The sequence below is a fragment of the Sphingopyxis sp. genome (assembly GCF_050725615.1).
Lineage (GTDB): Bacteria > Pseudomonadota > Alphaproteobacteria > Sphingomonadales > Sphingomonadaceae > Sphingopyxis.
Window position 1 is genome coordinate 1 of the sequence record NZ_JBOHHU010000142.1, and the last position, 5,879, is coordinate 5,879.

General features: G+C 65.1%; 8 protein-coding genes. All 8 read left to right on the plus strand.

Going from position 1 to position 5,879, the window contains the following annotated elements; genetic code table 11:
* The first annotated feature begins 16 nt into the window (after window positions 1–16).
* Window positions 17–1,744 (plus strand): arginine--tRNA ligase, encoded by a 1,728-nt coding sequence (gene argS, locus ACREB7_RS20285; protein ID WP_431594064.1) that lies wholly within the window; start codon window positions 17–19, stop codon window positions 1,742–1,744.
* A complete protein-coding gene (locus ACREB7_RS20290; RefSeq protein WP_431594065.1) occupies window positions 1,744–2,511 on the plus strand; it encodes an SPOR domain-containing protein in 768 nt (255 codons plus the stop codon). The genes argS and ACREB7_RS20290 overlap by 1 nt, the downstream gene beginning before the upstream one ends.
* A 95-nt stretch (window positions 2,512–2,606) precedes the next feature.
* A complete protein-coding gene (nagZ, locus tag ACREB7_RS20295) occupies window positions 2,607–3,614 on the plus strand; it encodes a beta-N-acetylhexosaminidase (RefSeq protein ID WP_431594066.1) in 1,008 nt (335 codons plus the stop codon).
* 7 nt (window positions 3,615–3,621) lie between these two features.
* Window positions 3,622–4,392 (plus strand): segregation and condensation protein A, encoded by a 771-nt coding sequence (locus ACREB7_RS20300; protein ID WP_431594071.1) that lies wholly within the window; start codon window positions 3,622–3,624, stop codon window positions 4,390–4,392.
* Window positions 4,389–4,985, plus strand: a complete 597-nt coding sequence (gene scpB / locus ACREB7_RS20305; protein WP_431594067.1) for an SMC-Scp complex subunit ScpB — start codon at window positions 4,389–4,391, stop codon at window positions 4,983–4,985. Before ACREB7_RS20300 ends, scpB begins: the two co-directional genes overlap by 4 nt.
* A gap of 45 nt (window positions 4,986–5,030) precedes the next feature.
* Entirely contained in the window at window positions 5,031–5,261 is a 231-nt protein-coding gene (locus ACREB7_RS20310) for a twin-arginine translocase TatA/TatE family subunit (protein WP_431594068.1), read from the plus strand.
* Between the two features lie 32 nt (window positions 5,262–5,293).
* A complete protein-coding gene (tatB, locus tag ACREB7_RS20315; RefSeq protein WP_431594069.1) occupies window positions 5,294–5,680 on the plus strand; it encodes a Sec-independent protein translocase protein TatB in 387 nt (128 codons plus the stop codon).
* The coding region (locus tag ACREB7_RS20320; RefSeq protein WP_431594070.1) for a twin-arginine translocase subunit TatC at window positions 5,677–5,879 on the plus strand (203 nt) is incomplete at its 3' end. The genes tatB and ACREB7_RS20320, both read left to right, overlap by 4 nt.

A 5,879-nucleotide genomic window follows, 5' to 3' on the forward strand; every position in this document is an offset into this window, starting at 1 on the left:
AAGATAGGCCCCGCTCGTGACCCTGTTCAGCCGCTTTACCGACCATATCGGCTCTGCCCTTGACGCGCTCGCCGCGCGCGGCGCGCTTCTCGCCGGTCTCGATCGTTCGTCGATCAGCGTCGAACCGCCGCGCGATCCGTCGCACGGCGATGTCGCCACCAATGCCGCGATGGTGCTGTCCAAGCCGGCGGGCATGAACCCGCGCGCGCTCGCCGATCTGCTCGTGGCCGAACTGGGCGCGCTCGACGAGGTGACCGAGGCGAGCGTCGCCGGTCCCGGCTTCATCAACCTGCGTCTCGCCGACGCCAGCTGGCGCGACGAGCTGGCGCTGATCCATGCCGAGACTGGCGATTATGGCCGCTCGGCGCTGGGGCGGGGACGTACCGTCAACGTCGAATATGTCTCCGCCAACCCCACCGGCCCGATGCACGTCGGCCATTGCCGCGGTGCCGTCGTCGGCGACGCGCTCGCCGCGCTGCTCGAATATGTCGGGCACGATGTCATCCGCGAATATTATGTCAACGACGCGGGCGCGCAGGTCGATGTCCTCGCGCGCTCGGTGCATCTGCGGTATCGCGAGGCGCTGGGCGAGGAGGTCGGCGCGGTTCCCGAAGGTCTCTATCCGGGCGACTATCTGATCCCGGTCGCGCAGAAGCTGGCCGCCGAATATGGCGACCGCTTCGTCGGCGCCCCTGAAAGCGCGTGGCTCGGCCTGTTCCGTGCCGAAGCGGTCAGCGCGATGATGGACATGATCCGCGCCGACCTCGCCAAGCTCGGCATCCACCACAATCTCTTCTCGTCGGAGGCCGAGCTGCAGGCCGCGGGCAAGCCCGACGACGCCGAGAAGTGGTTGCGTGACCACGACCTCGTCTATGACGGCGTGCTCGAAGCGCCGAAGGGCGAGACGCCCGAAGATTGGGAACCGGTCGAACTGCCGCTGTTTCGCTCGACGCGGTTCGGCGACGACCAGGATCGCCCGATCAAGAAATCGGATGGAAGCTGGACCTATTTCGGTGCCGACCTCGCCTATCATTTCCAGAAAGCCGAGAGCGCCGACGAGTTGATCGACATCTGGGGCGCCGACCATGCCGGTACGGTGAAGCGGATCAAGGCGGCGGTCGCGGCGATGACCGAGGGCAAGAAGAAGTTCGACGTCAAGCTCGTCCAGATGGTGCGGCTGCTCAAGAACGGCGAGCCGTTCAAAATGTCGAAGCGTGCCGGCAATTTCGTGACCCTGGCCGATATCGTCGACGAAGTCGGGAAGGACGCGGTGCGCTTTACGATGCTGACGCGCAAGGCCGATGCGCAGATGGACTTCGACTTCGCGAAGGTGGTCGAGGCGTCGCGCGACAATCCGGTCTGGTATCTGCAATATGCCAATGCACGGATTTCGCGGCTTCGGAAAAAGGCCGCGGATGCCGGCATCATATTGCCCGCACCTGTATCGACCCGGCTCAACGCCCATGAGCTGGGCCTCGTCAAACTGCTCGCACAATTCCCTCGGACCGTCGAATCAGCAGCGGCGTCGCGCGAACCGCACCGGATCGCCTTCTACCTCGCCGACGTCGCTGCGGCCTTCCATGCGTGGTACAATCTCGGCAACGACGACCCCGGCCTGCGCATCGTGCTCGACAAGGATCCCGAATTGACCGCGACCCGCCTTTATTTGGCCGATGGAATCGGGCAGGTTGTCCGCAACGGGCTGCACCTGATGGGGGTGGATGCGCTCGAGGAGATGCTGTGATGGCCGATGAGAAGGACGTGGGACTGGGGCTCGACGACGAAGATCGTCTGCCCTGGCTCGAGGCCGCCGACGAATATGAGGATGATGGAGAGGTTTCGCCGACCCGTCTGCTCGTCATGGTGCTCGGTGGGTTGGTGCTGATCGGCGCGGTGCTTGGCGGCCTGTGGTGGATCCAGAACGGCGGTGCGCGCGGGCAGGGCGAACTGATCGCGGCGCAAAAGGGCGATTACAAGGTCGCGCCAAAGAATGACGCCGCCAAGACTTTTGACGGTGAAGGCGATGCGAGCTTCGCCGCGAGCGAGGGCGCCGAACCATCGGGCAAGGTGGATGCGTCGCGCATGCCGGAAGAACCGGCGGCAACGCCTGCCGAACGCGAAGCTGCCGCCAAGGCCGCAAAAAAGGCCGAAGCCGACAAGGCGGCCACCATCAAGGCCGAAGCCGCGCGTCTCGCCGCCGACAAGGGCAAGGGGAAGCCGGCCGCGACCTCGGTGAAGACCGCCGAACCGGTCAAGGCCGTTCCGGCGCCGTCGGGATCGGCAATGATCCAGCTTGGCGCGTTCAGCAGCGAAGATGCAGCGGCAAAGGCGTGGACCAACCTGTCGAAACGCTTCGCCTATCTGTCGACGCTGACCAAGTCGGTGTCGCCGGCAACGGTCGACAGCGGCAAGGTCTATCGACTGCGCGCCGTCGCGGGCACGGCGGCCAATGCGCAGAGCCTGTGCGGAAAACTGCGCGTTGCCGGTGAAAATTGCGTCGTCGTTCGCTGATTCGGCCCGCTTGGCCGCAGCGGACTTTGGTGATTTGCCCTTGCTGTGTCATGCACGGGCATGAGGGGGTGCCGACCGATGGAGGTTGACGCACGATGATACCCGCGATCTTTGGCCTGGCCGGTCATAGGCTGACCGACGATGAGCGCGCTTTCTTTCGCGACAGCGAGCCTGCGGGCTATATCCTGTTCGGCCGCAATATCGAAAATCGCGGACAATTGCGGAAGCTCACGGATGAACTGCGCGATCTTGACGGTCGTGCGAACCTGCCGATCCTGATCGATCAGGAGGGCGGGCGCGTGGCGCGCATGAAATCGCCCGAGTGGCCCGATTTCCCGAGCGGCGCGGCGTTCGACGCGCTGTACGAGCGCGCGCCTGCGAGCGCGATCGAGGCCGCGCGATTGAACGCGATGGCGCTTGCGTCGATGCTGTCCGAAGTCGGCATCACCGTCGATTGCCTGCCGTTGCTCGACGTGCGCCAGCCCGGCGCCAGCGACATCATCGGCGACCGCGCGCTCGGCAGCGAACCGATGCGCGTTGCGGCGCTCGGCCGCGCAATTCTCAGCGGGCTGCAGGACGGCGGCGTCGTCGGCATCGTCAAACATATCCCGGGCCATGGCCGCGCGCTGCTCGATTCGCACAAGGAACTGCCGGTCGTCACGGCGCTCGACCGAGATTTGCAGACCGACCTCGCACCCTTCGCGGCGCTGCGCGACGCCGCGATGGCGATGACCTGTCACGTCGTCTTCACCGCCTGGGACCCGGACCGCCCCGCGACGCTCTCGCCGGTGATCATCGACAGCGTGATCCGCCAGCGCATCGGCTTCCACGGCCTGTTGATGAGCGACGATCTCGATATGGAGGCCTTGTCGGGCGATGTTCCGTCGCGCGCGGTCGCTGCGGTCGCCGCCGGCTGCGACATCGCACTCAATTGCTGGGGCAAGATGGACGACATGATCGGTATCGCCAATGGGCTCGATCCGATCAGCACCGTGTCGCGGGCGCGGCTCGAAGGCGCGATGGACCGCATCGCCGGGACGCACGACGAACGCCAGTTCGCGATGCTCGTCGACCAGCGCGATGCGCTGCTGGCTCTCGCCTGAGCGGTCGATGGAGGAACTGCCGCTCGACTTCGATGTGGCGCCCTCGGCGGCGGAGCGCGAGGATGCGCTCCAGCTCTCGCTCGACAGCTGGGAAGGCCCGCTCGACCTGTTGTTGACGCTCGCGCGCAGCCAGAAAGTCGATCTGCGGCAAATTTCGATCCTCGCGCTGGTCGAGCAATATCTGACCTTCATCACCGAAATGCGCGCGAAGCTCGAGGTGGCGGCCGACTATCTGGTGATGGCGGCGTGGCTCGCTTACCTCAAATCGGCGCTGTTGCTGCCCAAGGATCCGCTCGAGGATCCGTCGCCTGATGAACTGGCGCTGCGCCTGCAACTGCGACTGCAGCGGCTCGCGGCGATGCGCGAGGCGGCAGCACGGCTGCTCGCGCGCGATCGCGTCGGCCGCGACGTCTTCCTGCGCCCGAAACCCGAAGGGCTGCACGATGTGCGGCTACGGCGCTGGGACGCCAGCCTTTACGATCTGCTGTCGGCCTATGGGCAGGTAAAGCTCCGCACCGAGCCGGTCGTGCACATGGTGTCGCGTCGCCCCGTGATCACGCTCGACGCCGCGCTTCACCATCTCGAGCGGCTGATCGGGATCAAGCTCGACTGGGCCGAACTCGCCGATTTCCTGCCCTCCGACTATGACGGCCCCTTGCGCCGGTCGGCGATCGCGTCCAGCTTTGTTGCCGCGCTCGAACTGGCGCGGCAGGGCCGCGTCGACCTGAAACAGGAAGGCGCGTTCGAACCGCTGTATCTGAGGGCTGCGCAAGGATGACCATCGACGACCGCGAACGCGCGATAGAGGCGATGCTGTTCGCCAGCGACGAAGCACTCGACGCGCGGCAGATCGCGGCGCGTTTTGCCGAGGACATTCCGGTTGCCGAGATCAAGGCAATTATTCACGCGATCGCCGCGCGCCATGCGGGTAGCGGTATCGAACTCGTCGAACGTGGCGGCCATTGGCATTTTCAGACCCCCGCCGACCTGGCGCATCTGCTGCGCCGCGAACGCGACGATCCGCGCAAATTGTCGCGCGCCGCGTCGGAAGTGCTGGCGATCGTCGCCTATCACGAACCGGTCAGCCGCGCCGAGATCGAAGCGATTCGCGGCGTCCAGACCTCCAAGGGCACGCTCGACGTTTTGATGGAGGCTGAATGGATCGCTCCTGCCGGGCGCCGCGAGGTTCCCGGCCGCCCGCTGATCTACAAGACCACCGACGCATTTTTGCAGCATTTCGGACTTAGCAGCCGCAAGGATTTGCCGGGCATCGAAGATTTGCGCGCGGCGGGTCTGCTCGATCCGGTCGATCTCGCTTTCGAAGAAGCGATGGGCGAGCTGGACCTAGTAAAAGACGGCGAAGACGCCTAATTAGGACAGGAACAAACGCCCGTCGGGGCGCAAAGGAGAATTTTCATGGGCGGTTTCAGCCTGGTTCACTGGCTCATCCTCGGTGTCGTCGTGTTGCTGTTGTTCGGCAAGGGGCGCTTCTCGGACATGATGGGTGACGTCGCCAAGGGGCTGAAAAGCTTCAAAAAGGGCATGGCCGACGACGACGCATTGCCGCCGGTTAAGCATCTCGAAGGCCAGCGCACGCCCGACCCGACGCCGATGGCGACGCCGACCAACGAGCAGGACAAGCTCTGATCGCCGACTGCGGTTGAGGGGGCGCTAAATTCATGTTCGACGTCGCACCCACCGAGTTGATGCTCGTCGTGGTCGTGGCCCTCGTGGTCATCGGCCCCAAGGACTTGCCCAAGGCGATGCGCTTCGTCGGCAAATGGGTCGGCAAGGCGCGCGGAATGGCGCGCCATTTCCGCTCGGGGCTCGACACGATGATGCGCGAGGCCGAGCTCGAAGAGCTTGAGAAAAAGTGGCGTGAGCAGAATGAGGCGATCATGCGCGAGTTTCCACGCGCCGACGGCGCCGATGCGCCGCCGATGATTCCCGCCACCAGCGTGCCGGCCGAACCGTCGACCGAGGACGCCGATCAGCTGGCCGCAGCGACCCCTCCGGAAACGCCGGAAACCCATGCCGTTCCCCCCAAGGATGGGCCGTTGCCATGAGTATCGAAGGGCCGGTGACGGCGGACGAGGAAGGCGCTGGCGGTAAAATGCCCTTGCTCGACCATCTGGTCGAATTGCGTTCGCGCCTGCTCAAATCGCTCGTCGCGATCGCGGTCGCTTTCGGGATTTGCCTCTATTTCGCGCGGCCGATTTTTGCGGTCCTTGTTCAGCCGCTGGTGCGCGCGGGGCAGGGCAAGCT

Coding starts and splice junctions, on each gene's coding strand:
- ACREB7_RS20300 (WP_431594071.1), top strand. CDS start 3,622: ATGGAGGAACTGCCGCTCGACTTCGATGTGGCGCCCTCGGCGGCGGAG.
- nagZ (WP_431594066.1), top strand. CDS start 2,607: ATGATACCCGCGATCTTTGGCCTGGCCGGTCATAGGCTGACCGACGAT.
- ACREB7_RS20310 (WP_431594068.1), top strand. CDS start 5,031: ATGGGCGGTTTCAGCCTGGTTCACTGGCTCATCCTCGGTGTCGTCGTG.
- tatB (WP_431594069.1), top strand. CDS start 5,294: ATGTTCGACGTCGCACCCACCGAGTTGATGCTCGTCGTGGTCGTGGCC.
- ACREB7_RS20290 (WP_431594065.1), top strand. CDS start 1,744: ATGGCCGATGAGAAGGACGTGGGACTGGGGCTCGACGACGAAGATCGT.
- scpB (WP_431594067.1), top strand. CDS start 4,389: ATGACCATCGACGACCGCGAACGCGCGATAGAGGCGATGCTGTTCGCC.